The sequence below is a fragment of the Streptococcus sp. 20925_1_22 genome, assembly GCF_041431685.1.
In the GTDB taxonomy this organism is placed as follows: Bacteria; Bacillota; Bacilli; order Lactobacillales; family Streptococcaceae; genus Streptococcus.
This window is the reverse complement of sequence record NZ_JAPVYE010000005.1, coordinates 150,111-174,996: the sequence shown is the minus strand read 5'-3', so window position 1 is coordinate 174,996 and position 24,886 is coordinate 150,111. Positions and strand designations below refer to the sequence as shown.

General features: G+C 44.1%; 28 protein-coding genes. 24 read left to right on the top strand and 4 right to left on the bottom strand.

Translation table 11 applies throughout. The features are described 5' to 3' along the window. Positions 1 to 115: 115 nt before the first annotated feature. A complete protein-coding gene (locus O3621_RS08590; RefSeq protein ID WP_314449713.1) occupies positions 116 to 571 on the bottom strand; it encodes a MarR family transcriptional regulator in 456 nt (151 codons plus the stop codon). Positions 572 to 593: 22 nt separating this feature from the next. On the opposite strand from O3621_RS08590, the gene O3621_RS08585 reads away from it, so the two are divergent. After that, positions 594 to 1,028, top strand: a complete 435-nt coding sequence (locus tag O3621_RS08585; RefSeq protein ID WP_314449714.1) for a GNAT family N-acetyltransferase — start codon at positions 594 to 596, stop codon at positions 1,026 to 1,028. Positions 1,029 to 1,053: 25 nt separating this feature from the next. Here the strand turns inward: O3621_RS08585 and O3621_RS08580 are convergent, their stop codons facing one another. After that, on the bottom strand, positions 1,054 to 1,356 hold the full coding sequence (locus O3621_RS08580) for a DUF1827 family protein (RefSeq protein WP_002898025.1): 303 nt from the start codon (positions 1,354 to 1,356) through the stop codon (positions 1,054 to 1,056). Positions 1,357 to 1,423: 67 nt separating this feature from the next. After that, complete coding sequence (locus tag O3621_RS08575) at positions 1,424 to 1,873, bottom strand: NUDIX hydrolase (protein WP_002929704.1); 450 nt, start codon at positions 1,871 to 1,873, stop codon at positions 1,424 to 1,426. 224 nt (positions 1,874 to 2,097) lie between these two features. Between O3621_RS08575 and O3621_RS08570 the strand changes: the two genes are divergently transcribed. Then, the gene (locus tag O3621_RS08570) at positions 2,098 to 2,997 is read left to right on the top strand and encodes a YafY family protein (protein WP_314449715.1); all 900 of its coding nucleotides are present in this window, start codon (positions 2,098 to 2,100) and stop codon (positions 2,995 to 2,997) included. Positions 2,998 to 3,056: 59 nt separating this feature from the next. After that, positions 3,057 to 3,671, top strand: a complete 615-nt coding sequence (locus O3621_RS08565; RefSeq protein WP_314449716.1) for a GyrI-like domain-containing protein — start codon at positions 3,057 to 3,059, stop codon at positions 3,669 to 3,671. A 48-nt stretch (positions 3,672 to 3,719) separates the two neighbouring features. On the opposite strand, the gene O3621_RS08560 is transcribed toward O3621_RS08565, so the two are convergent. Next, positions 3,720 to 5,990 carry an ATP-dependent Clp protease ATP-binding subunit gene (locus O3621_RS08560; RefSeq protein WP_314449717.1) on the bottom strand — a complete coding sequence of 757 codons (2,271 nt, stop codon included), beginning with the start codon at positions 5,988 to 5,990 and terminating at the stop codon, positions 3,720 to 3,722. A 249-nt stretch (positions 5,991 to 6,239) separates the two neighbouring features. Between O3621_RS08560 and O3621_RS08555 the strand changes: the two genes are divergently transcribed. The 21 genes from O3621_RS08555 to O3621_RS08455 all read left to right on the top strand — a co-directional run bounded on the left by O3621_RS08555 (position 6,240) and on the right by O3621_RS08455 (position 24,859). Next, on the top strand, positions 6,240 to 6,470 hold the full coding sequence (locus O3621_RS08555) for a DUF1797 family protein (RefSeq protein ID WP_002896146.1): 231 nt from the start codon (positions 6,240 to 6,242) through the stop codon (positions 6,468 to 6,470). 189 nt (positions 6,471 to 6,659) lie between these two features. Then, positions 6,660 to 7,514 carry a bifunctional methylenetetrahydrofolate dehydrogenase/methenyltetrahydrofolate cyclohydrolase gene (locus O3621_RS08550; RefSeq protein WP_371514060.1) on the top strand — a complete coding sequence of 285 codons (855 nt, stop codon included), beginning with the start codon at positions 6,660 to 6,662 and terminating at the stop codon, positions 7,512 to 7,514. After that, positions 7,511 to 8,284, top strand: a complete 774-nt coding sequence (locus O3621_RS08545; RefSeq protein WP_371514059.1) for an HAD hydrolase family protein — start codon at positions 7,511 to 7,513, stop codon at positions 8,282 to 8,284. The genes O3621_RS08550 and O3621_RS08545 overlap by 4 nt, the downstream gene beginning before the upstream one ends. 107 nt (positions 8,285 to 8,391) lie before the next feature. Next, positions 8,392 to 9,234 carry an NAD(P)H-hydrate dehydratase gene (locus tag O3621_RS08540; RefSeq protein ID WP_371514058.1) on the top strand — a complete coding sequence of 281 codons (843 nt, stop codon included), beginning with the start codon at positions 8,392 to 8,394 and terminating at the stop codon, positions 9,232 to 9,234. A 155-nt stretch (positions 9,235 to 9,389) separates the two neighbouring features. Beyond that, positions 9,390 to 10,730: an exodeoxyribonuclease VII large subunit gene (xseA, locus tag O3621_RS08535; RefSeq protein WP_371514057.1), complete on the top strand. Its 1,341-nt coding sequence runs from the start codon at positions 9,390 to 9,392 to the stop codon at positions 10,728 to 10,730. Continuing rightward, positions 10,708 to 10,920, top strand: a complete 213-nt coding sequence (locus tag O3621_RS08530; protein WP_002896137.1) for an exodeoxyribonuclease VII small subunit — start codon at positions 10,708 to 10,710, stop codon at positions 10,918 to 10,920. The genes xseA and O3621_RS08530 overlap by 23 nt, the downstream gene beginning before the upstream one ends. Continuing rightward, complete coding sequence (locus O3621_RS08525) at positions 10,917 to 11,792, top strand: farnesyl diphosphate synthase (RefSeq protein ID WP_314449721.1); 876 nt, start codon at positions 10,917 to 10,919, stop codon at positions 11,790 to 11,792. The genes O3621_RS08530 and O3621_RS08525 overlap by 4 nt, the downstream gene beginning before the upstream one ends. Further along, positions 11,785 to 12,600: a TlyA family RNA methyltransferase gene (locus O3621_RS08520; RefSeq protein WP_314449722.1), complete on the top strand. Its 816-nt coding sequence runs from the start codon at positions 11,785 to 11,787 to the stop codon at positions 12,598 to 12,600. The genes O3621_RS08525 and O3621_RS08520 overlap by 8 nt, the downstream gene beginning before the upstream one ends. Continuing rightward, positions 12,593 to 13,024: an arginine repressor gene (locus O3621_RS08515; protein ID WP_002915680.1), complete on the top strand. Its 432-nt coding sequence runs from the start codon at positions 12,593 to 12,595 to the stop codon at positions 13,022 to 13,024. Before O3621_RS08520 ends, O3621_RS08515 begins: the two co-directional genes overlap by 8 nt. 8 nt (positions 13,025 to 13,032) lie before the next feature. Then, the gene (recN, locus tag O3621_RS08510; RefSeq protein ID WP_314449723.1) at positions 13,033 to 14,691 is read left to right on the top strand and encodes a DNA repair protein RecN; all 1,659 of its coding nucleotides are present in this window, start codon (positions 13,033 to 13,035) and stop codon (positions 14,689 to 14,691) included. Positions 14,692 to 14,742: 51 nt separating this feature from the next. Then, positions 14,743 to 15,471 carry a metallophosphoesterase gene (locus O3621_RS08505; RefSeq protein WP_314449724.1) on the top strand — a complete coding sequence of 243 codons (729 nt, stop codon included), beginning with the start codon at positions 14,743 to 14,745 and terminating at the stop codon, positions 15,469 to 15,471. 283 nt (positions 15,472 to 15,754) lie between these two features. Continuing rightward, positions 15,755 to 16,588, top strand: coding sequence for a DegV family protein (locus O3621_RS08500; RefSeq protein WP_314449725.1), 834 nt, complete (start codon positions 15,755 to 15,757; stop codon positions 16,586 to 16,588). 112 nt (positions 16,589 to 16,700) lie between these two features. Continuing rightward, positions 16,701 to 16,976, top strand: coding sequence for an HU family DNA-binding protein (locus O3621_RS08495; protein WP_002896125.1), 276 nt, complete (start codon positions 16,701 to 16,703; stop codon positions 16,974 to 16,976). A gap of 233 nt (positions 16,977 to 17,209) precedes the next feature. Continuing rightward, positions 17,210 to 17,359, top strand: coding sequence for a hypothetical protein (locus O3621_RS08490; protein WP_185761232.1), 150 nt, complete (start codon positions 17,210 to 17,212; stop codon positions 17,357 to 17,359). Positions 17,360 to 17,597: 238 nt separating this feature from the next. After that, positions 17,598 to 17,918: a hypothetical protein gene (locus O3621_RS08485; protein WP_002896121.1), complete on the top strand. Its 321-nt coding sequence runs from the start codon at positions 17,598 to 17,600 to the stop codon at positions 17,916 to 17,918. A 203-nt stretch (positions 17,919 to 18,121) separates the two neighbouring features. Continuing rightward, entirely contained in the window at positions 18,122 to 18,565 is a 444-nt protein-coding gene (locus O3621_RS08480) for a Fur family transcriptional regulator (protein ID WP_371514056.1), read from the top strand. 468 nt (positions 18,566 to 19,033) lie between these two features. After that, entirely contained in the window at positions 19,034 to 19,777 is a 744-nt protein-coding gene (locus O3621_RS08475) for a hypothetical protein (RefSeq protein ID WP_314448469.1), read from the top strand. A 149-nt stretch (positions 19,778 to 19,926) separates the two neighbouring features. Continuing rightward, complete coding sequence (locus O3621_RS08470) at positions 19,927 to 20,619, top strand: phosphoglycerate mutase (RefSeq protein WP_002898001.1); 693 nt, start codon at positions 19,927 to 19,929, stop codon at positions 20,617 to 20,619. A gap of 208 nt (positions 20,620 to 20,827) precedes the next feature. Continuing rightward, the gene (pbp2b, locus tag O3621_RS08465) at positions 20,828 to 22,894 is read left to right on the top strand and encodes a penicillin-binding protein PBP2B (RefSeq protein ID WP_293834980.1); all 2,067 of its coding nucleotides are present in this window, start codon (positions 20,828 to 20,830) and stop codon (positions 22,892 to 22,894) included. Between the two features lie 103 nt (positions 22,895 to 22,997). Continuing rightward, positions 22,998 to 23,594, top strand: coding sequence for a recombination mediator RecR (gene recR / locus O3621_RS08460; protein WP_002897999.1), 597 nt, complete (start codon positions 22,998 to 23,000; stop codon positions 23,592 to 23,594). A gap of 218 nt (positions 23,595 to 23,812) precedes the next feature. Continuing rightward, positions 23,813 to 24,859, top strand: a complete 1,047-nt coding sequence (locus O3621_RS08455; protein ID WP_032910468.1) for a D-alanine--D-alanine ligase — start codon at positions 23,813 to 23,815, stop codon at positions 24,857 to 24,859. The last annotated feature ends 27 nt before the right edge of the window (positions 24,860 to 24,886 follow it).

Sequence of the window (24,886 nt, the reverse complement as noted above, 5' to 3'; positions counted from 1 at the left end):
TGGTAAGCCATTTTTTAGATAGATGGATTGATTTGAAAATTTGTTAATTTGTTAAATTAAAACTAAATTAGAAAACACAAACAGTTGCGTTTGCAACTGTTTTCTGTTATACTACTTATAACTTAGGAGTGCTTATTTTAGCCAAAATGTTTTGGAGCTGAAAGAGCTCAGAGGAAGTCAGTTGCTGCAGCGCATGACTGGCGTAGGTATTTTCAAAGCCAATCAGTTGGTCATAGAGTTTGAGAGCCTGACTGCTAGGATAGAGCTCTTTGAACTTCTTGTTTTGAGCTTTGGTCTTTTTGATAATCAAGCCTCTATCTTCCAGCTTTCCTAGGGATCGACTGAGCGTGGTCTTGTCAATCTGCACCATCTCTGCCAGTTGTGATTGGCTGAGACCTTCATTTTCGACGATGCGAATGAGCAGTAGAAACAAATTATTGTCTAGGCCATAGTTACTGGCTTTCTGATTCATTTTCATCATAGCCTGTCTAGAAATAAAGCCCATTTGCCGGAAAAGTTGACGGTAATCCATAGGAACTCCTTGATAGTTGCATTTGCATTTATTATACATTAAAAAGATAGAGGAAACAAGTATGTGGTCTAGGAAAAAATTAACAGAGCTGAACCCGATAGAATTTTATCAAATCTTAAAATTGCGCATCGATACCTTTGTGGTGGAGCAGGAGCGCATCTATCATGAACTGGATGAGAAGGACCTAGAAGCCGAGCATGTTTACCATACTAATAAACAAGGGGAAATCAATGCTTATGCTCGGGTCTTTGAAGAGGGAGCGCATTTAGTCTTTGGTCGAGTAGTCACAGCTCAGTCAGCACGAGGACAGGGCATAGGTGGACAGCTTATCAGAGAAATCTTACAATTATGTGCTGAAAAATGGCCAGGAAAGGAAATCGAAATAGAGGCTCAGGTTCAGGTGGCTGCTCTCTATGAAAAGTATGGCTTTAAGGCAGTTGGCCAACCCTTTATTTTTGAATCGACGCCTCACATTACCATGATCTATAAGCAATAAAAAACTAAGGCGATTGCCTTAGTTTTTACTGTTTCACAGGAATGGAAATTTCGATTAGATTATTAGCGTAAATCGTTCGGATAGCAGCTCTATCAATAGTATTTGCATCAATTTTTCTCTTCAAGAAAAATTCTCTGATTTTTTCGATTTCCTGTTCGCGTACAGCACGGTGCATGTTTGAAATCAAAATTTCATAGTGAAGAGGAGCTTGTGTAAAAACAACATCGCTGTTTCCAGCAGAGTAAACTTCGACTAATATCGCATCGGTGCTTTCCAATTGGCTTTTGACAAGGTCAGCATGACTGTTTGTTGTATTAATAAGCTTCATACGATTTCCTCCTGCTTTATACCTGCTATTATTATAACATGTTTGTTATAAATTGTGAATGATTTCTTTAAGCTTTAAGCGCATTTTTCCAAGCTTGGATACCCCATTTATGGCTGCCGCGTTTGAGTGTTTCAATAGCTTCTTCGACTGGGAACCAGGCAAGCTGATTGAAATCTTCCAACGGTTTTTGGACTTCTTGGAAAGAGGTGACCTCATACAGGTAGGCTGGGTTGTAAAAATAGGTGTCGCGATGGCGGGAGTAAAAATATTCATCAGCTTGTCCAAGATAGCGTCCAAGCTGGGCTGTGAACCCAAGTTCTTCCATCAGCTCGCGTTCAAGGGCAGTCTGATGGTTTTCCCCCTCTTCAATCTCTCCACCGGGCAGAAACCAAGCCCCATTAGGCGCCTGAACCAAAATAATCTTTTCTTTCTTTTCGTCTGGGATAACGGCATAGACTCCGTAGCGGGTCACATATTCTACATTTGCTTCCTTTTCACCAAAGGTTGGATTTGTCATTCTAATATCCTCAATCTCTAGTCAGTTTACTATCTATCATAATGGACTAAGGCCCAGCTGTCAAGAATTTACTCGGTTTATTGGACAGAAAAAGAATGATAGTCCTTGAAAGAAATCCCCTTCAAATAATAAATTCTGTCCTTCGACTGTTTAAAAATTTTTTCTTTATGGGAATGATAAAACATTTATAGAAGAAATTGTTATAATAGGAGCGAGGTGGTTTTATGACAGAAAGCAGACTTTTTAAAATCTTATATCTTCTTTTAGAGCAGGGCCGCAAAACAGCTCCCGAATTGGCCTCACTATTTGAAGTATCTATTCGGACTATCTATCGAGATGTAGACAAGCTGAGTTTGGCAGGAATTCCCATCTATTGCAGCCCAGGCAAGGGTGGGGGTATTTTTCTGATGAAGGATTTTGTCTTAGACAAGGCCCTGTTTTCAGAGTCTGAGAGGGATGAGCTATTAGCAGCTCTTCAAGGCTTGCAGATTTTAACAGATGGCGAGCAAGTAGAGACCCTGTCTAAGTTGCAGTCCTTGTTTCAAGTTCAGGCAACTTCCTGGCTGGAGGTGGATTTCACTGACTGGCGCAAGAAAGCAGATCAGAAAGAACTGTTTGATACCATTAAGCAGGCAATCTTGCAAAGAAGAGTCTTGTCTTTTTCTTATTTGAATGGGCGGGGAGAGAGAGAGCAGCGCAAGATAGAGGCACTGAAGTTAGTATTTAAAAGCCAAAACTGGTATGTTGCTGGCTTTTGTCGCTTAAGACAAGCTCCGCGCTTTTTTAAACTCAGCAGAATGAGAGATTGTCAAATGTTAGAGGAACGATTTAAGCAGAGAGTCTTGAATGAGAAATTTAGCCCCGAGGAGCGGCTAGGAGATACTGTAAAAGTCATTTTGAAATTTGACAAGAAACATGCCTTTCGAGTGTACGAGGAGTTTTCAGAAGCAGAGATAGAGGAGACTGATGGGGGCATTTATGTCGAGACGCATTTGCCGAGTCACGATAGTCTTTATACCTACTTGCTATCCTTTTTGGATGGAGTTGAAATCATGGAGCCGCCTCGGTTACGGGAAGAATTCAAAGAAAAGTTAAAAGCTATTGCCGATATTTATAAAAGCTGACAGAGGTTGTCAGCTTTTCTTTGCTATACTGTTTGTAGTAAAGAAAGGAGGGCTCTCTCATGAAATATGAATGGAGAAAAGCCAATCGAGAAATCTATCAAATCAAGTCTGCACCCTGTCTTATAGATGTTCCTGCCCAGTCTTTTATCATGATTGACGGCAAGGGAAATCCTAATGCTGCTGACTTTTCAGAACGAGTTGGTGCTCTGTACGGTTTAGCCTATGCTATCAAGATGAACTACAAAAAGACATCGGCCGAGCAAGAATTTACTGATTTTACAGTCTATCCCTTGGAAGGGATTTGGCAACAAGAGCAAGTAGGAGAACTCATTAAAGAAGAATTGATTTATACTATTATGATTGGGCAGCCGGACTTTATCACTGAAGAGATGGTGAAAAAGGCTCTGGAACAAGTCCGTGTCAAAAAGCCTAATCCTCTCTATGATGAGATTCGTTTTGAAGAAATGACGGAAGGAGTGTGTGTCGCCATGCTGCATCTGGGTCCTTTTGACGAAGAACCTCAATCCTTCGCTAAAATGGATGCCTTTTGCCAGAATCACCAGCTGACACGGATTTCAAATACTCATAGGGAAATCTATCTCAATAATCTGAATCGGACAGACCCTAGCAAACTGAAAACAATTCTGCGCTATAGGGTTCAGAAAAATCAATAAAGAAATAGAGCAGAAAACTAACTGTTTTCTGCTCTATTTTGTCGAAATTCATTTTTCTTCTTGAGATGAATGAACTGACTCTGTGCTTTCAGTTTTCTTTGCTGACTTGATGAGAATCTTGCCATTGCTGGTCATGATAGCTTTGAGCTCTTTTTCGCTTGGATTTTCCAGATAAAAGTCAGTAATAGCATCTTCGATATGGTCCTGAATGGTACGGCGCAGTGGGCGAGCACCCATTTTTGGATCGTAGCCCAGGTCAACCAATTTTTCCTTGACCTTCTCCGTAACATCCAGATGAATGTCATTGGTTGCCAAACGTTGATTAACATCGTCCAGCATCAGGTTGACGATTTGCAGCAGGTTGTCCTTGCTGAGCGCCTGGAATTCGATAATGCCGTCAAAGCGGTTCATAAACTCAGGACTGAAGAAGTTGCCCAATTCACCCAAAACGGAATTGGTGCGGCCTTCACGCGCTGCTCCAAAGCCAACGCTGGCTTCAGCTTTGCCAGTTCCAGCATTCGATGTCATGATGATAATGGTGTCTTTGAAGCTGACAGTCCGGCCTTGGCCATCGGTCAGGCGGCCATCATCTAGAACCTGCAGGAACATGTGCATAACATCGGGATGGGCTTTTTCCACCTCATCCAGCAGAATGAGTGAGTAGGGATTGCGGCGGACGCGCTCAGTCAATTGACCAGCTTCATCATAGCCGACATAGCCCGGAGGGGCACCGACCAGCTTGGCCACGCTGTGTTTCTCCATGTATTCACTCATATCAAAGCGAATCATGCTGTCAGCCGAGCCAAAGAGCTCAATGGCTAGTTGCTTAGACAGCTCAGTCTTACCGACACCAGTAGGTCCGACAAAGAGGAAGCTGCCGATTGGGCGGTTAGGGGTTCCTAGTCCGACACGGTTGCGGCGGATAGCCTTGGCAATCTTATCCACAGCATCGTCTTGACCGATGACATGGGCCTTTAAGTCACTAGAGAGATTAACTAGTTGAGACTGTTCCTTTTCTTTGAGGTCGCCAACTGGGATATTGGTCTTTTGCTCTACGATGTGCTCAATCGTTTTCTCGCTGATAATCGGAGTATCCTTGTCTAGCACACTTGTCTGCTGCAGTTCCTTGTACTTGGCAATCTGGTCACGGAAGTAAGCCGCCTTCTCGAAGTCTTCGTCGCGGGTTGCCTGAGCCTTGAGGTTTTCTGCTTCGATCAGACGTTGGTCAATGACCTTGGGATCAACGAAGTTGAGGGTCAGATTCATCTTGGACCCAGCCTCATCCAAGAGGTCAATAGCCTTGTCTGGCAGGAAGCGGTCTTGGATGTAGCGGTTGGAGAGAAGCGCAGCAGCTTCAATGGCCGCATCTGTGTACTTGACATGATGGTAGTCTTCGTATTTTTTTTGAATCCCTTTGAGGATGGTAATCGTTTCTTCTACCGTCGGCTCATCTACCTTAACTGGCTGCATACGGCGCTCCAGTGCAGCATCCTTCTCAATGATACGGTATTCATTGAGAGTGGTTGCTCCAACCATCTGGAGTTCTCCGCGAGCCAGAGCTGGTTTTAGGATGTTCCCAGCGTCCATATTGCCATCGCCAGCTGAGCCTGCTCCGACAATTTCATGGATTTCATCAATGAAGAGAATGACATCCTGACGAGAACGAATTTCATCAATGAGCTTCTGCATCCGTTCCTCAAATTGGCCACGGATACCAGTTCCCTGTACTAAGCTGACAACGTCTAGGCGGATAACTTCTTTGCCTTGGAGTTTATGAGGCACATCACCATCAACAATTTTTTGGGCTAAGCCTTCCACCACGGCAGTTTTTCCGACTCCTGGCTCTCCTATGAGAACAGGATTGTTTTTGGTGCGGCGGTTGAGGATTTCAATGACACGGACGATTTCTTCATCACGGCCAATAACAGGATCAATCTCGCCTCGGCGAGCCAACTCAGTTACATTGATACCAAACTCTTCCAGCAGGCCTTTTGGCTTTTGCTGACTTGGCTGAGGCTGACCACCCTTGCTAGGATTGGAACCGTAGCCGCCACCGCCTCCATAGGCTCCGCCAGATTGGGTAGGAGGAGTAGTTGGTTCCTGAGGCTGTTGAAAATTGCTGAGGCTGTTAAAGAAGTCATCAATAGGATCTGTTCCGTGATTGTTGGCATTAGCAATTCCGCCGAACAAGGAGTGTTCGGGGTCTGTTTTCATGATTTGGTAGCAGTTTTGGCACAAATCCACCTGCTGTTTATGGCCATTTACATTAGTATAAAGGTGAATCGTAGATTCATTGATTTTACAATTTTGACAAAGCATGCAGATACCTCTTTTCTTTTAGTGTGCAAGCTATTTATAGAAATAATTAAAGGTCAAAAATAGTCAAAGTTTTATAGTTTCATTATATCAGTATTCTCGAACTTTGCAAGAATTTACTACAAAATCCTCTCTTAGACCGAGCAGAATGAAAACAAATTCTTGAAAAATTACAAAAAATTGGCTTTTAGTGGTATTTCAGTTATGATTTATGGTAAAATAAGAGGGAACTAAGTAAATAGGAGAAACAAAATGGAATCACATTTAGTTAGAATTATCAACCGCTTAGAAGCTATGGCTAAGGATGGCGGAAATTTAAAACGTAATTTTGAGCGTGAAGGAGTGGTTGTAGCAGAAGTAGCTTACAGTTACGACGAAGAAAACGGCTCTGTCTTCACCTTGCGTGACGTTGCAGCGCGTGAGACCTATACTTTCGACAGCATCGATTTGATTGCAATGGAAATTTATGAATTACTCTACTAAAAAGCACTTAGCTGCTTTTTATTTTTACCCTTTTTATCTTATTTTGAAAAAGATTTAGTAGGTCTGAAAATTTTACCACTAGGTGCCAATGAAACCACGTTTTATAACCTTGTATAAGAAAAAGTTATAGGCTGAGCACAGATTTTTTTGGTATAATGAAAAAGATAATGAAAAAGAAATGAGAATGACATGGCGCAGATTATTGATGGTAGAGGTTTGGCAGAGAAGCTTCAGAAAAAATTAGCCGAAAAAACGGCTCGCCTCAAAGAAAAAACAGGTCAGGTACCGGGCTTGGTAGTGATTGTGGTGGGAAATAATCCAGCCAGTCAAATCTACGTGCGTAATAAAGAGCGCTCAGCCTTGGCTGCTGGCTTTCGGAGTAAGGTAGAACGTCTGCCAGAAGAGACTAGCCAGGAAGAGCTCTTGAGCTTGATTGAAACTTATAATCAAAATCCTGATTGGCATGGGATTTTGGTCCAGCTGCCCTTGCCTGAACATATCGATGATGAAGCTGTGTTGTTGGCCATTGATCCAGACAAGGATGTTGATGGCTTTCATCCCCTTAATATGGGCAAGCTATGGAGCGGTCATCCTGTTATGATTCCGGCTACTCCTGCGGGCATTATGGCAATGTTCCATGAATATGGCATTGAACTGGAAGGTAAGCGAGCAGTTGTTATCGGGCGAAGCAATATTGTCGGTAAACCCATGGCTCAACTCCTTTTAGCTAAGAATGCAACGGTTACTCTGACGCATTCGCGGACTCACAATCTCGCTAAGACTGCGAAGCGGGCAGATATTTTGGTGGTGGCTATCGGACGTGGACATTTTGTGACCAAGGACTTTGTCAAGGAAGGGGCTGTCGTCATTGACGTCGGTATGAACCGAGATGAAAATGGCAAGCTGATTGGCGATGTTCAATTTGATGAAGTGTCTGAAATTGCCAGTCTGATTACACCTGTACCTGGAGGTGTTGGGCCTATGACCATTACCATGCTGATGGAGCAGACCTACCAAGCCTTTAAACGGAGTCTTGAATCATGAAATTTGTTTTTGATTTGGATGGGACCTTGTCCTTTGATTATATGACGATTGATGAGGAGATTAAGCAGGTTCTGCTGACGGCTTCTCAGTTTGGGCATGAAGTTCTGTTTGCTTCGGCGCGCTCCTATCGAGATTGTCTGGGACTATTAGGTCTGGAATTGAGCCAGCAGATAGTGATTGGCCTGAACGGCGGAGTGGCTTATCAGAATGGACAGCTGATGTTTGAGCGTCAGCTGCATCAGTCAAGTTACCAAGTCATTCTAGATACTTGTTTGACCTATAATTTGCCTTTTTTCGTTGACAATACTTTTGACTACAGTGGCCAGATTTTAGAAAAAATCCCTTTTATTGCCAGTGTAGATCCTCTCAAGCGAGCAAGACGGCTGGAACTGACTGAACTCCAGCATCCTATTAAGCTTGTTATTTACATGGGGAATCATGAGCAACTCTTAGATGATTTACAGGCTCGTTTTGCAAACTTGCCTAATCTGAGTCTAGACTATCATGAACATGAGAAATGTTTTTATATTAATCCGGCTGAAACCAATAAAGCTTCAACTGTAAAGGAACTCTGCGGTTCGGATTATGTAGCTTTTGGTAATGATCAAAATGATATCCAGCTCTTTAAGAATTCTCTCTACGCTGTGCAGGTTGGTGATTTCCCAGGCTTGAGCGATTATGCGGATGAGCAGGTCGCCTTTCAGGAAAATTTACCCAAGGCAGTCGCAGCAAGAATCTTACAAAAATTTGCAGATTTCCGAAGAAAATAACTTTCTTGCGATACGAGGCACCTGTTTAGGTGCCTTTTGGTGTATAATGAAGATAGGTTTGGTGATGTTGAGTCAGGTGCAAGATGGAGTTGGTCTAGGAGAATATCATGTCAAAAAATGCTGAAAATATTTTAAAAAAAGTCATTCGGAAACGCCCCTTGGACAGTCACAAGGGCGATTACGGTCGTCTTTTACTGATTGGGGGGACCTATCCTTATGGGGGTGCCATCATCATGGCAGCTTTGGCTGCGGTCAATAGCGGAGCGGGTCTGGTGACTGTTGCTACAGATAGAGACAATATCGCCCCTCTGCACAGTCATTTACCGGAGGCCATGGCCTTTGACTTAGAGGAGCAAGACCGATTGACAGAGCAGCTGACCAAATCAGATCTAGTCTTGATTGGTCCAGGTCTAGCAGAGAATCAACTAGGTCTAAATATCCTACAAAAGGTAATCCAGACTGTGGCAGAACAGCAGATACTTATCATGGATGGCGGCGCCATTTCACTTTTTAGCAAAGGAGCTTTGCCATTTCCAAAAGCCCAAACAGTTTTTACCCCTCACCAGAAGGAGTGGGAAGGCTTATCGGGTTTGAGCTTGTCAGATCAGACAGCGGCAGCCAATCAGGCGGCGGTCAATCAACTGCCTCTGGGCAGTATTGTCGTACAGAAAAAGCATGGGACGACCATCTATCAAAGTGGGCAAGAGCAGGTCTTTGAGCTGACAGTAGGCGGACCTTATCAGGCAACTGGCGGCATGGGAGATACGTTGGCTGGTATGATTGCCGCATTTGCTGGACAGTTCAAGTCAAGCAGTCTCTTTGAGCGAGTAGCGGCTGCAACTCTTCTTCACTCTCTTATCGCAGATGAACTGAGTCATGAAGCTTATGTCGTCCTGCCAACGGCAATCAGTAGAGCCATTCCAAGGTGGATGAAGAAGATGAGTCAGTAGACTTTTCTTGGGTTTTAAGGCAGCTGGGGTTCTTTTGTGGAAGCCCAGTTTTTTTCTTGCTTTTCAGGGGATTTTTAGACTTTGTAATCGGTTTTTTATGCAGTTTTTTGTTATAATAAAAGTTACGGAAAAACTAGAAAAGAAAGGAAAAGGGCATGCCAGAATATTTGTCGGTTTCGACCTTGACCAAGTATTTGAAGATGAAGTTTGAGCGGGATCCTTATTTGGAGCGGGTCTATTTGACTGGCCAAGTGTCCAATTTTCGCCGACGTCCTAATCATCAATATTTTTCATTAAAAGATGAGAAGGCCGTCATTCAGGTTACGATTTGGTCTGGTGTCTACCAGAAGTTGGGCTTTGAGCTGGAAGAAGGCATGAAAATCAATGTAATTGGTCGGGTGCAGCTCTATGAGCCGAGCGGTTCCTATTCTATCATCATTGAAAAAGCGGAGCCGGATGGTATCGGAGCTTTGGCAATCCAGTTTGAACAGCTCAAGAAAAAACTGGGAGAAGAAGGGCTTTTTCAAGAGAAATTCAAGCAGGCCTTGCCCCAGTTTCCTAAGAAAATTGGTGTTGTAACCAGTCCCAGCGGAGCGGTTATCCGGGATATTATCACGACGGTCAGCCGTCGCTTTCCGGGAGTGGAGATTGTCCTTTACCCTACCAAGGTACAGGGAGATGGGGCTGCAGCTCAGGTTGCTGCCCACATCAGACTGGCCAATGAGCGGTCAGATTTGGATGTGCTGATTATTGGTCGAGGTGGCGGTTCTATCGAAGATCTCTGGGCTTTCAACGAAGAGGAAACAGTTCGGGCTATTTTTGAGTCTCGAATTCCAGTTATTTCTAGTGTCGGCCATGAGACAGATACGACTTTGGCGGACTTTGTAGCAGATCGAAGGGCTGCGACTCCAACGGCTGCGGCTGAGCTAGCAACACCAGTCACCAAGCTGGATCTGCTGGGGCATTTGCAGCAGCAGGAAAACCGCATGTCACGAGCGATTTCCAATCGCCTGAGCTATTATTGGGAGAGATTGAATAAGCTGACCCAGTCGGTTATCTTCCGACAGCCAGAGCGTCTTTACGAAGGCCATCTGCAGAAATTAGACCAGCTCAACCTGCGACTGAAGCAAAAAATTCGCGAATATTATAGTGAAGAGCAACAGCGGGTCAAAATCTTGCAGCACCGTTTGGAAGCATTGAATCCGCTCAGTCGCGTTCAGCATTTTCAAGAGCAGACTGCCCAGCAGGAGCGTTTGCTGCGCAGCAACATGGCGGTCATTTATGATAACAAGGTGGCTCAAGTCAGGAGATTGTCCGAGGCCTTGCTTATGCTGGATACCAGTCGAATCGTGGCGCGTGGCTATGCTATTGTCCAAAAGAATCAAAAGGTTGTTGAATCAAGCGCAGCCATTAAAGAAAAAGATGAGCTGACCCTGCTTATGCGGGATGGGCAGCTGGAAGTAGAGGTAAAACATGTCCAAAGAAAAGAAATTTGAAGAAAACTTAGCAGACTTGGAAGTCATTGTCCAAAAGCTAGAAAACGGTGATGTAGCGCTGGAAGAGGCGATTGCGGAATTTCAAAAGGGAATGAAGCTTTCAAAGGAACTCCAGGCTAGTCTGGACAAGGCTGAAAAGACCTTAGTGAAGGTCATGCAGGCAGACGGCACAGAAACGGAAATGGAATGACAAGAAACGAGAAACTGGAAAAAATTGGTCTGACGATTGAAGATTTTTATAGGTCTCAGCAAGTGTCGTCGGATTTATCAGAAGTTATTTTGTATTCGGTGCAGGCAGGCGGTAAGCGAATTCGTCCCTTATTGCTATTGGAGTTGATTCAAGCTTTTGGCCTAGAGCTGGCTGAGGCCCACTATCAGGTTGCGGCGGCTCTTGAGATGATTCACACTGGCAGCCTTATCCATGATGATTTGCCAGCTATGGATGATGACGACTATCGTCGCGGACGCCTGACTAGCCATAAGAAGTTTGGAGAGGATATGGCTATTTTGGCGGGTGATTCTCTCTTTTTGGACCCCTATGGACTGTTGGCAAGAGCCGATCTGCCTAGTCAGGTCAAGGTGGACTTGATTTCTGAGTTGTCTCTGGCAGCAGGGAGCTTTGGTATGGTCGCAGGACAAGTTCTGGACATGCAAGGCGAAGGACAAGCAATTAGTTTAGAAGATTTAAAAAACATCCATGCCAATAAGACTGGAAAACTTCTAACGTTTCCTTTTGTTGCAGCTGGTTTGATTGCTGAGGTTGAACAGTCTGTTCAAGACAAGCTTCGTAGGATTGGAGAGCTCTTGGGCTTGGCCTTTCAAGTGCGGGATGATATTTTGGATGTGACAGCCAGCTTTGAAGAGCTGGGTAAAACCCCACAGAAAGATTTAGCTGCAGCCAAGTCGACTTATCCAGCCTTTCTGGGACTGGATGGAGCTAAGAACTTTTTCAATCAGACCCTTGATGAAGCTGTGGACATTCTGAAAGACTTGGAAGAAAAGACAGAGTTTTCAGGCGGAGAAATTCAACAGATAATAGAAAGTTTGAGATTGAATGGCTAAGGAAAGAGTAGATGTGCTGGCCTACAGACAAGGGCTCTTTGAGACCAGAGAGCAGGCTAAGCGTGGTGTAATGGCTGGACTGGTTATTGCTGCGGCCAATGGCCAGCGCTTTGACAAGCCAGGTGAAAAGATTGACACAGGAACAGAACTGCGCTTAAAAGGTGAGAAACTCAGATATGTCAGCCGAGGCGGCCTCAAGCTAGAAAAGGCTTTGCAAGTCTTTGAACTTTCGGTCACTGACCGAGTGACCTTAGATATCGGAGCTTCGACTGGCGGTTTTACAGATGTCATGCTGCAGCACGGAGCCAAGCTGGTCTATGCAGTGGATGTAGGCACCAATCAGCTGGCTTGGAAGCTTAGACAGGATGAGCGGGTTGTCAGCATGGAGCAGTTTAATTTTCGCTATGCCCAAAGGACTGACTTTGAGCAGGAGCCTAGCTTTGCCAGTATTGATGTTAGCTTTATATCGCTGAGCTTGATTTTGCCAGCACTTCATGAGATTTTGGCGCGGGATGGCCAAGTGGTCGCCTTAATCAAGCCCCAGTTTGAAGCGGGACGCGAGCAGATTGGGAAAAAAGGGATTGTCAAGGATAAAAAGGTCCATTTGGTAGTTCTGGAAAAGGTCACGGAATTTATGATGGAGGCTGGCTTTTCTGTCAGGGGACTGGATTTTTCGCCTATTCAGGGCGGTCAGGGCAATGTAGAATTTCTGGCCTATTTAGAAAAGAGCACAGAGCCGCAGCCTCTTGATTCAGCAATAATGACAGCTGTCGTAGAGGCAGCACACAAGGAATTTAAGGATGAATAAGAAGGATAGATTAGAAAAGATTAGACGCTTTGTCAGTGACTATGACATTGGCACACAGGAGGAAATTGTAGAACATCTCAGGGAGTCTGGGATTACAGCGACCCAGGCTACGGTCTCTCGGGATATCAAAGAGCTGGGCATTGTCAAGATACCGCTCAAGGACAACACTTATATCTACGAGCTGCCTAAGACCATGACCAGCAGTCTGGGTTTGGCAGAAAATAATATCCTGTCCTGTCAGGTTTTGGGAAATATGATCAATCTCAGTCTGGTACCGGGGAGCACAGCACTGGTCAAGCGTCATCTTAGGAATGAATTTGCTGAAGATATTTTCAGTATCTTGGCAGACAACGACAGTATTTTGATGGTTATGATGACAGAGGAAGCAGCCGCAAGGATTGCGACCATCATTCACCATTGGTAGGAAAGCCTATGTTATTAGAAATTTCGATTAAAAATTTTGCCATTATTGAGGAGATTTCCCTTAATTTTGAGCAAGGTATGACGGTTTTGACCGGGGAAACCGGAGCCGGCAAGTCTATTATTATTGACGCGATGAACATGATGCTGGGCAGCCGTGCTACGACGGATGTTATTCGTCATGGTGCCCCAAAAGCTGAGATAGAGGGACTTTTTTCGCTGGAAAATAGCAGAGCTTTGCGAGAGATTTTTGAGGAGCAAGGTTGGGAGCTGACCGATGAGCTGATTATCCGTCGGGAAATTCTGCAAAATGGCCGAAGTGTTAGCCGTATCAATGGCCAGATGGTTAATTTGTCTGTTCTAAAGGCTGTCGGCCAGCATTTGGTTGATATCCATGGTCAGCATGATCAGGAAGAGCTGATGAGACCCCAGCTTCATATTGCCATGCTAGATGAGTTTGGCTCAGCAGACTTTTTGCATCTCAAGGGTCGCTATCAGGAAACCTTTGACCGCTATCGAAGTCTACGTAAGCAAGTGCTGACTCTACAGAAAAATCAGCAGGAGCATAAGGCCAGAATTGAGATGCTGGAGTTTCAGATGGCAGAGATTGAGAGCGCAGCCCTCAAAAGCGGTGAAGATACTGCCCTGCATCAGGAGCGGGACCGCTTGCTCAACCACAAATTCATTGCCGATACGCTGACCAACGCCTATACCATGCTGGATAATGAAGATTTTTCCAGTCTGACCAATGTCCGCTCAGCTATGAATGACCTTGAGTCTATCGAGGATTACGATCCAGCCTACAAGGAGCTTTCAGGCAGCTTGTCAGAGACTTATTATGTCTTGGAAGATGTCAGCAAGCGCCTAGAGGATATTTTAGATGGACTGGACTTTGACGGAGATCGGCTGCTACAGGTGGAGAGTCGCTTAGACTTGATTAACAGCATCACGCGTAAATACGGCGGCCAAGTAGATGATGTGCTGGATTACTTTGCTCAGATTTCCAAAGAATACAGCCTTTTGACCGGAAGTAATTTGTCCTCAGAGGATATGGATCGAGAGCTGAAGGTCTTGGAGAGAGAGCTGGTAGAGCTTGCTCAGGAGCTGAGTCAGGCTCGTCACGGCCTAGCAGCCCAGCTGGAAGCAGAAATCAAGCAAGAGCTGCAAGACCTCTATATGGAAAAGGCGCGCTTTAAAGTGCAGTTCAGTAAGGGCAAGTTTAACCGTGAAGGCAATGAACAAGTAGAATTCTACATCTCAGCCAATCCGGGTGAGGATTTCAAACCTCTGGTGAAGGTTGCGTCTGGCGGGGAACTCTCCCGTCTCATGCTGGCTATCAAGTCTGCCTTTTCTCGTAAGGAAGGTAAGACTAGCATTGTCTTTGACGAAGTGGATACGGGCGTTTCTGGCCGAGTGGCCCAGGCTATTGCTCAGAAGATTCACAAGATTGGCTCCAACGGGCAAGTCTTGGCTATTTCCCATTTGCCGCAGGTCATTGCGATTGCCGATTATCAGTTCTTTATTGAGAAGATTTCGGATGAGAATTCAACCGTCTCAACGGTTCGCTTGCTGACGGCTGACGAGCGTGTTCAGGAAGTTGCTAAGATGCTGGCTGGCGAAGATGTAACGGATGCTGCCTTGACTCAAGCCAGAGAATTATTAAAGAAATAAACAAGCGAGGCTGAGACACTAGTGTTTCGGTCTCCTTTAGGAGGAGCGCATATGACAGAATATTTTGCAATTGGTGATGTCCATGGTAAGGCTAGTATGCTAGATGAGCTGCTCCAGCACTGGGATGGTCGCAGCCAACTAGTCTTTCTAGGCGACTTGATAGATCGTGGTGAGGACAGCCGAGCAGTTTTGGAGCGGGTCAAGGACCTAGTGGACCAAGAAGGAGCTGTTTGTCTGTCTGGCAATCATGAGTATATGTTTCTGACCTGGCTGGACAATCCTGAAAAGTCTTATGACCACTACCGACGCAATGGCGGAGATACGACGATTAATTCGCTTTTAGGCCGGCCTCTCAATGCTCCTGTAGATGGACTAGCAGACGCGGAACGTGTTAAGACGGAGGCGGCAGATTTAGTAGATTTTATTCGTCAGATGCCTTTCCTATTGGAGACAGAGCGGTACATTTTTGTCCATGCTGGCCTAGATTTGGAGTTGAAAGACTGGCGAGAGACCAGTGATTATCAAAAGGTTTGGATACGCGCGCCTTTTCACGAAGGCAGCAATCAGACTGGCAAAACGATTGTCTTTGGCCATACACCAACATTTTACCTCTTGCATAAGGCACCGGGAACTGATCAGCTATGGATGACTGAGGATGGCAAGATTGGCATGGATGGCGGAGCTGTTTATGGCGGAGTCCTCCACGGAGTTCTCTTTGGTCATAATGGCATCATAGGGCGGTATGCCATAAAAAATGATGGTTTGCTAGCCGAAGACTGAAAAAAGATTGGATTTTCCCAATCTTTTTTTGCGGAGATTCTCTTTGAAAACCAGCTTTTTCCTAAAATTTTCCCCAATAAAGCTAAAAAAGCTGCATGTAAACACTTTTTCATCTAATTTTAAAGAAGCGCAAAAAGATTAAAAAACTAAAACAAGCAGATTAAATTTAGGAAACGCTTGGCCTGAGCTGTGATTTTAGCGAATATTCCCCCACAAAACCATAAAAATTTGGTATAATGTAGTGTAATAAGAAGTTAAAATTTAGATACAGAGTAGGAAATCTATGACAAAAATAAAAATCATAACAGACTCATCTGTAACCATTGAACCAGAGGTTGCTAAGGAATTAGACATTACAATTGTGCCTCTCTCTGTTATGGTGGACGGGGTGGTCTATTCGGATGCAGACTTAGAGGAAGGTGAGTTTCTTCGTCTTATGCAGTCTAGTCGCAACCTTCCTAAAACCAGCCAGCCGCCTGTTGGAGTCTTTGCTGATGTTTTTGAGCGTTTGGCAGAGGATGGAGCACAGATTATCTCCATTCACATGTCTCATGCCTTGTCAGGGACTGTCGAAGCAGCCCGTCAGGGAGCGACTTTGGCTAATGCTGATGTGACGGTTGTTGATAGCTCTTTTACTGATCAGGCTATGAAGTTCCAGGTCACTGAAGCAGCTAAACTGGCCAAAGAAGGAGCTAGCCTAGAGGAGATTCTGACTAGAATTGAGGAAGTGAAAGAAAAGACAGAACTTTACATCGGTCTTTCTACCTTAGAAAATCTGGTTAAAGGAGGCCGCATAGGTCGAGTTTCCGGTCTGATTAGCTCCTTGCTTAATATCCGGGTTATCATGCAAATGAAGGACCATCAGCTAGAGCCCATTGTCAAGGGGAGGGGTGCTAAGACCTTTAAGAAATGGCTGGATGATTTGACAGCAAGTCTGCAAATTAAGCAAGTGGCTGAAATTGGAATTTCCTATGCAGGCAGTCCAGAATTGGCACTAGAAATGAAGGAAAGTTTACAGCCGTATGTCAAGAATCCTATTTCAGTGCTGGAAACAGGGTCCATTATTCAGACACATACAGGGGAAAATGCTTGGGCTGTGCTGATTCGTTACGAATAAAACCATAATAATTTAGAAAATAGCGGCTTAGTACTTGACCTGAAAGCTATTTTTAGATATGATAATATTTGTTAGGGTTATCAACCCAGAAAAAATTTGGAGGATTTGTTAAATGGCTAACAAACAAGATTTGATCGCAAAAGTAGCAGAAGCTACAGAATTGACTAAAAAAGATTCAGCAGCAGCAGTTGACGCTGTATTCGCAGCTGTAACTGAGTACCTTTCAAAAGGTGAAAAAGTTCAACTTATCGGTTTTGGTAACTTTGAAGTTCGTGAGCGTGCAGCACGTAAAGGTCGCAACCCACAAACTGGTAAAGAAATCAAAATCGCAGCTTCTAAAGTACCAGCTTTCAAAGCAGGTAAAGCTCTTAAAGACGCTGTAAAATAATTTTGGTTAATAAAGCCTGATACACTTGCCTCTGGCGAGTATGTCAGGTTTTTATTTTTGCTCTCATTTCTTGAGCTTAATAAGAGATTTAGGTGCTTCGAGAAAGTTGATTGATGAACTTTCTTGGAGTTTTTATTTTGCAGTAAAATGAAGTAATTTGTCTCTAAACAAAAGAGAATGATAAAGGACAAACATATTTAAAGACGTGAAATAAAAAGTTTAGGAGGTGAGAAATGAAATGGAAACCACTTCAGGGCTCACTGCTTCCTGTTAATCCTTTTGGCAGCAAATTTCGCTTGCTGATGGGATTGTTTGTCGTGCTTTTTTCAATCTTTCTACTCCTCATGCAGACATTGGCTGCTTTGGAGGAGCAGTTGGCTTGACCAAACGTCAGCGTGACTAAGATTAAGCTGCAGTAAAAAGCTTTGAAAATCTAGAATATATGAGAAGTCTGTTATCTCAACTTTTGTTGGGAATAGCAGGCTTTTTATTTTTCAAGGAAAGATAAGCATTATAAGCAGTCAAATGCTTGAATTGTTCATAAAATTAAAAATAAGCTTGTATTTTTCTAGCAAGTATGGTAAACTATTTTAGTAAAAAATTATATAAAGGAGACTGTTGATGAAGACAAAAACATTAGCACTCGTAAATGGACTTGTTGGACTTATCGGTGGTATTATTCTACTTTTGTGGCCTTTCTTCATTTGGGTTATTTATTTTATGCTAGGTGTATTTGACATCCTGAAAATTGCAATCCTAGCTTTGGGAATTGCTGGTATTGTCTACTATAAGGATGACAATCGTGTGGGACCAGCAGGCTCTATCTTGATGATTGTAGGTGGAATTTTTACCTTTAATGACTTCTTGGGCTGGATTGGTGCTATTCTTTCTATCATAGGCGGTTCCCTTTATTTAGCAAGCTTGAAGAGATTCCAAGCATAGAGCGAGGATTGAAAAAATACTAGTTTAAAGCTTGCATTGCCTTAAATGGATAAGCAATCATGCAGAAGCAGGATGATGAACTTTGGTTAGTTCTGTCCTGCTTTTTTCTTTTTAGCTTATTTACAATCATTCTTAATAGCCAAGTAAGCCTAGTCATGGTATAATGGTAATGACTTAGATGAGAGGCTATAACGGAGTAAATAATGAAACAAGAACATCAGCATGATTTTGACCAAGTAATTGGCCATTTGCGCGCCAAGGGTGTGCGCATTACAGAAACGCGGAAGGCGGTAGTTGACTATATTATCCAAAGTCATGACCATCCTAGCGCTGAAATGATATATCAGGACTTGAAGCCCAATTTTCCTAATATGAGTCTGGCAACAGTCTATAATAATCTCAAGGTTCTGATTGATGAGGGTTTTGTCGCTGAGCTCAAGGTTCGCAATGATACGACGACCTACTTTGACTTTATGGGCCATCAGCATCTCAATGTCATCTGTGAAAAATGTGGCCGTATTGCTGATATGGAGCTGGAACTTCCGGATGTGAAGCATGAGGCTGAAGCGCAGACTGGCTACCACATCACCCAAAGCCAAACGACTGTCTATGGCTTATGCCCCCAATGCCAGCAAGAGGCGATGTGACTGTGAGGATGATTAGCAGCTTTTTGGAGCCTCAAAGACGAACAAAGTTATGACTCGCTTTGCAAATTCAATCTGTAACCTCAAAGCAGCAATTTGAGCAATCATCTATTGCGTCAAGATTCTATTTCTAATAAAAAGCAAGGCTAGAACTTATGTCTCCTAGCCTTTTTCTATGTGTTTTAGCAAGGCATGTTCGCAGGATATCATCTGAGCTTAGAGACGTTGATACCTAGTCAAGTACAGCACATAGCAAGATCAGATATTTTAAGGGTAACCCCTTATATACTTATGCTATTATTTTACAGGCGAATTCTCTTTTGATATAATGAAAGCAGAATAAAGCCTTGTACAAAGAGATTCAAAGAGTTCTGAAGGATTTACAAAATAGGTAAATTCGCCATAAGTCTGTAGTATCGAAATCTTTAAGGGGTATTACTTTGTGGGTAGGTTAGATTTTTAGGAGGTCTTATGTTCTGGTGGAGAAAGAAATGGCTGGATGAGTTGTCAGACAGTGATGAATCACCTCTTTTGGAATGCCGTCATCTTCTTTTTGAAGAGGAAGCTGGCTATCCCATTTGTCCTTCTTGCGGCAAGCTAATAAAGGAAAATCTTCCTCAAAACAGTGTGGATCGCTCACGTCTTTATCTGATTTATCAAAAAGTGAAGCGACTCTGGATTATGAAATGGAAACTTATTATAATCACTCTAATTGCATTTATATCTTATAGTTTTCCAATAGATTTTAGTAATTGGCTTTTGAGGAATGGAGACTATGGTTTTAGAGACTTTTTTCCTATTACACCTCATACACCGCTAGTATCTGACTTTACCTACATTGCTTATCTTCCTCTTTTTATCTTCTTTTTTATTGGAGAGCGTTCTAGGCGTTTCACTAGCTTTTCTTTGGGCTTCGTTCGTTTTCATAAAATCATCTATTCCTTACCTGTGCAGCTAGCTTTTTTCTTGGCAGTATTTGCTGGGATTAATCAAGTAATGCCAGGCGTCTACAAGGTGATTGGAGATAATTACATATCAAAGTATGATTACCTAACTTCGGATCAGCACGTCAGGGGGGTAGAGCTTTTCATTTTTGTCAATATGCTCTCTATCTGGATTGTGTCTGGCTTACTGCTTATTTATCAGTTGATAGACAGGCGGCGGACTTGGTGGCTCAAGGAAGCTAATGAGGCTTATCTGTCTGGCGGGTGCTAAGGCAAAGGTTTTCGCTCGGAAATACAAAAACGCTTTCTTGCTGAAAAAGGTCTGATTTGACGAAATAGGCTAGCTTTTTAGGCGAAAATTTTGTAAAATAGAATAGATAAACGGGGACTGCCTCGGAAAATAAAAGGAGAATCCATCTAATGGTAAAATTAGTTTTTGCTCGCCACGGTGAGTCTGAATGGAACAAAGCGAACCTTTTCACTGGTTGGGCTGATGTTGACTTGTCTGAAAAAGGTACACAGCAAGCAATCGACGCTGGTAAACTGATTAAAGAAGCTGGTATCGAGTTTGACCAAGCTTACACTTCAGTATTGAAGCGTGCGATTAAGACAACTAACCTTGCTTTGGAAGCAGCTGATCAGCTTTGGGTACCAGTTGAAAAATCATGGCGCTTGAACGAGCGTCACTATGGCGGACTGACTGGTAAAAATAAGGCAGAAGCAGCTGAACAATTTGGTGATGAGCAAGTGCATATCTGGCGTCGTTCATACGATGTATTGCCTCCAAACATGGATCGCGATGATGAGCACTCAGCACACACTGACCGTCGTTATGCTTCACTTGACGACTCAGTTATTCCAGATGCTGAAAACTTGAAAGTTACGCTTGAGCGTGCCCTTCCATTCTGGGAAGACAAGATTGCTCCAGCTTTGAAAGATGGCAAAAATGTCTTTGTAGGTGCACACGGTAACTCAATCCGTGCCCTTGTGAAGCACATCAAACAATTGTCTGACGATGAAATCATGGATGTGGAAATTCCAAACTTCCCACCATTGGTATTCGAATTTGACGAAAAATTGAACGTAGTAAAAGAATACTACCTTGGAAAATAAGCTTAAAGGAATCTGAGATTATTCTCAGGTTCTTTGCTTTTCCAGAGAGGAAGGACAAGGATTGTTAGAAGCCTAGCCGGAAGTCTTTTAGGTTCAGTAGTTTGGCAGACTTCCTCTTAACTCGTCCATATTTTCAGATTTTCTATCAGTTTTGAAACATTCATCGAGCTGGATTTGTGGTAAAATAAAGGTCAGAACTTTTACTAGAATGAGAGAGAAGATGGCAAGGAAGAAGAGAAAATTTGACAGTCATTCCATCACCAGAAGACTTTATCTGCTGTTTGGAATCGTGATGCTTTTGTTTTTAGCCTTGATTGCCCGTCTGGGCTATATGCAGGTGGTCAATCAGGACTTTTATACGGATAAGTTGGCCAAGGCCAGCAAGACCAAGATTACCACTAGCTCAGTGCGTGGGCAGATTTATGATGCTACCGGCAAGCCCTTGGTGGAAAATACGACCAAGCAGGTGGTGACCTATACACGGGATAATCGTCTGACGGCTGGAGAGATTCGAGCGACTGCTCAAAAGCTCCTGACCTATGTCAGTGTCAGCGATACAGAGGTGACAGACCGCCAAGAGGTGGATTATTATTTGGCGGACAGCGCAGTCTATCAGGAAGTGGTGGAAAAGCTGCCCAAGGACAAGAAATTTGATACAGACGGCAACCGCCTGCCTGAGTCCAAAATCTATAAGGCGGCAGCTGAAAGCATTGACCCTAAACAGCTGGGCTATACGGATGAGGAAAAGAAGGCCATCGTTCTCTTTAGTCAGATGAATGCCATTTCCAACTTTGCGACGGGGACCATCCAGACAGATCCGCTGACAACAGAGCAGGTGGCTGTACTGGCTTCCAGCAGCAAGGAGTTGCCAGGTATCAGTGTCTCAACGGGCTGGGACCGCAAGGTCTTAGATACCTCACTGGCGTCTATCGTGGGCAATATCTCGACAGAAAAGACTGGACTTCCGGCTGAGGAAGTGGATGATTACCTGAAAAAAGGCTACTCCCTCAATGACCGGGTGGGGACCTCCTATCTGGAAAAGCAGTATGAGTCAGTCCTACAAGGCAAGCGAGCTGAGAAAGAGATTCATCTGGACAAAAATGGTAATATGGAGAGTGTGGAAAATATCTCTGACGGCAGCAAGGGAGACAATCTCAAGCTGACGGTGGACTTGAGCTTCCAGCAGGGAGTGGAGGACATTCTCAAAAATGCCTTTAATGCAGAGTTGGCTAGTGGCAATGCGACCTACTCTGAGGGCGTCTATGCCGTAGCTATGGATCCAAATACCGGCGCCGTCTTGGCCATGGCAGGCGTCCGGCACGACCTGGAAACAGGAGAAAGCTCAATCGATGCTCTGGGAACCATGACCAATGTCTTTGATCCGGGATCTGTGGTCAAGGCTGCAACATTGACCTCGGGCTGGGAGAATAATGCCATTAGCGGCAACCAAGTCCTGACAGACCAGCCGATTAGCTTTGGCGGTACGGACAGTATCACTTCTTGGTTTACCCAGTATGGTTCACGTGCCATCACAGCCCAAGAGGCCTTGGAATACTCTTCCAATACCTATATGGTACAGGTGGCGCTGAAGATGATGGGAACGCCTTATTCTGCGGATATGAAACTGGATTTTGATGAGCTGGATCCGTCCATGAAAAAGCTGCGGTCGACTTTTGCAGAATATGGTCTAGGCACTTCGACAGGGATTGACCTGCCTAATGAATCCACGGGCTATCTTCCAGACAAGTTTACCTTTGCCAACTATCTGACCAATTCGTTCGGCCAGTTTGACAATTATACGACGCTTCAGCTGGCCCAGTATGCCTCAACAGTTGCTAATAACGGCAAGCGTGTGGCTCCGCATATCGTTGAAGGCATTTACGGCAACAGTGATCAAGGAGGACTCGGTGATTTGGTGCAGAAAATTGACACCAAGGAGCTGAACCAGGTCAATATCTCTGACGAGGATATGAGCATTATCAAGCAAGGCTTCTATCAAGTGGTTCATGGAAGCAGCGGCTTTACGACCGGCCGGACCATTTCCCAGGGAGAGAGCGTGCCAATTAGTGCCAAGACTGGTACGGCTGAGACCTTTGTGGACAAGGGTAAGAAAGAAGCCATCAATACCAATGTCGTGTCCTATGCACCGAGTGAGAAGCCGCAGATTGCAGTGGCGGTAGTGTTCCCTCACAATACGGATCTATCTTCTACTGTCAGCCACAGTATCACTCGCGATATTATTAATCTTTACAATCAACAACACCCTATGAATTAGTGCTCAATGAAAATCATCAGCAAACGGAGAAAGCTAAAGCTGTCAGTGCTCAAGTAGAGCAATCTGGTTTGAGGAGATTTTTTGAGAATAGAGAAAGGATTTTATGCTTTACCCAACCCCTATTGCCAAGCTGATTGACAGTTTCTCCAAGCTGCCCGGCATTGGCATTAAAACAGCCACTCGTCTGGCTTTTTACACCATTGGCATGAGTGATGATGATGTCAATGAATTTGCCAAGAATCTTCTGGCTGCTAAGCGTGAGCTGAGCTACTGCTCTGTCTGCGGCAACCTGACGGATGAAGACCCTTGTGCCATCTGTCAAGACCAGTCACGTGATCAATCAACTATTTTGATCGTTGAGGACAGCCGAGATGTGTCAGCCATGGAAAATATCCAAGAATACCATGGACTTTATCATGTCCTGCATGGCTTGATTTCGCCTATGAATGGCGTTGGACCGGACGATATCAATCTCAAAAGTCTGATCACTCGTCTGATGGATAGTGAGGTGACGGAAGTTATCGTCGCGACCAATGCGACTGCGGATGGCGAAGCGACTTCCATGTATATCTCACGGGTCTTGAAACCTGCTGGGATTAAGGTGACTCGCCTAGCACGTGGTTTGGCGGTTGGCTCCGACATTGAATATGCGGACGAGGTTACGCTGATTCGCGCTATCGAAAATCGGACGGAATTATAAACATCAAGGATTTTTCTGGCTCTAGCTGGCTGGAAGAGTCCTTTTTTCTGTTCAAAAATACTGGGAATTGTGATATACTAAAACGGACTGATACAGAAGCTCCTGCTTAGAAGAATCGACTAGCTAGGTAGATGCAAAACCAAGCTTTTGAACTTGATTCTTCTCGGGCTGGCAGCTTTTGTAAATTGTACTATTTTTAGAAAATGATAGGAAAAATCATGGCAAAACAAAGATTGATTTTATTGTATGGCGGACGCAGTGCAGAGCGGGAAGTTTCGGTTTTATCAGCTGAGAGCGTCATGCGGGCTGTCAATTATGATAGATTCTCGGTGAAAACTTACTTCATCACCAAGGATGGAGATTTTATCCAAACTCAGGAATTTGAAGCAAAGCCAGCGGCTGATGAAAAGCTGATGACCAATGCGACAGTTGATATGTCTCGGAAGATTAAGCCTAGCGATATTTACGAAGATGGAGCAGTGGTCTTTCCAGTTCTGCATGGTCCCATGGGCGAAGATGGTTCTATTCAAGGCTTCCTAGAAGTACTCAAAATGCCTTATGTCGGCTGTAATATTTTATCTTCTAGCCTAGCCATGGATAAAATCACGACCAAGCGAGTGCTGGAATCGGCAGGCATTGCCCAAGTGCCTTATGTAGCGCTGGTTGATGGAGAGGATCTAGAGCAAAAGATTCAAGAAATCGAAGAGAAATTGACCTATCCAGTTTTCACCAAGCCCTCCAATATGGGCTCCAGTGTCGGCATTTCTAAATCTGAAAACCAAGCAGAACTGCGTGCTTCTCTGGACCTGGCTTTCAAATACGACAGCCGGGTACTGGTTGAGCAAGGAGTGACGGCTCGCGAGATTGAGGTTGGACTTCTGGGCAATGTTGATGTCAAGAGTACCCTGCCTGGAGAAGTGGTCAAGGACGTGGCTTTTTATGACTACGAAGCCAAATACATTGATAATAAGATTACCATGGATATTCCGGCTAAGATTCCAGAAGAAGTGGTGAGCCTGATGCGTCAAAATGCTGAGGTTGCTTTCCGAGCTCTGGGTGGTCTGGGACTGTCCCGCTGTGATTTCTTCTATGCAGAAGATGGTCAGGTCTTCCTTAATGAACTCAATACCATGCCAGGTTTTACCCAGTGGTCCATGTATCCACTGCTTTGGGAAAATATGGGGCTGGCCTATCCTGATTTGATTGAGAAGTTAGTTGGTCTAGCTGAAGAGGCATTTGCTAAGAGAGAGGCGCATCTTCTCTAAAATATGATATAATAGAGGGGCTGAAAA